The organism is Corallococcus sp. AB038B (genome assembly GCF_003668955.1).
GTDB lineage: Bacteria > Myxococcota > Myxococcia > Myxococcales > Myxococcaceae > Corallococcus > Corallococcus exiguus.
In genome coordinates, this window is sequence record NZ_RAWO01000222.1 from 1 (window position 1) to 412 (window position 412).

1 protein-coding gene and 1 pseudogene are annotated in these 412 nt (G+C 65.8%); one reads left to right on the plus strand and one right to left on the minus strand.

Annotated elements, in window-relative coordinates:
* The coding region (locus D7Y04_RS43085) for an alpha/beta fold hydrolase (protein WP_147477363.1) at window positions 1-181 on the plus strand (181 nt) is incomplete at its 5' end.
* A gap of 48 nt (window positions 182-229) precedes the next feature.
* On the opposite strand, the pseudogene D7Y04_RS43090 reads toward D7Y04_RS43085, so the two are convergent.
* A pseudogene (locus D7Y04_RS43090) lies at window positions 230-412 on the minus strand (VOC family protein); the annotation flags it as partial.

Below are 412 nucleotides of genomic sequence, written 5' to 3' on the forward strand. Positions count from 1 at the left end.
GCCCACGTTGGTGATGCACGGCGACGACGACCAGATTGTCCCCTTCGAGGGCGCGGGGAAGATCACCGCCACGCTCGTAAAGGGCGCGCAGTTGAAGGCCTACAAGGGCTTCCCCCACGGCATGTGCTCGACCCACAAGGACGTCATCAACGAGGACCTGCTGCTCTTCATCAAGGGCTAACGCGACGAACAGGCCGCGCGGGCCAGCTCAACCACCCGCGCGGGCCGTTCAGCCTCCCACCATCTTCAGGAAGCGCCGCTGCATCTCCTCCGGAGACACCTCTTCGATGCGCATGGAGAGCGACCAGCGGTGGCCGAACGGATCCTGGATGTGGGCCACGCGGTCGCCGTAGAACTCGTCCTTGATGGGACGCTCCAGCACGGCTCCGGCGGCGATGGCCCGTTGGGCCAT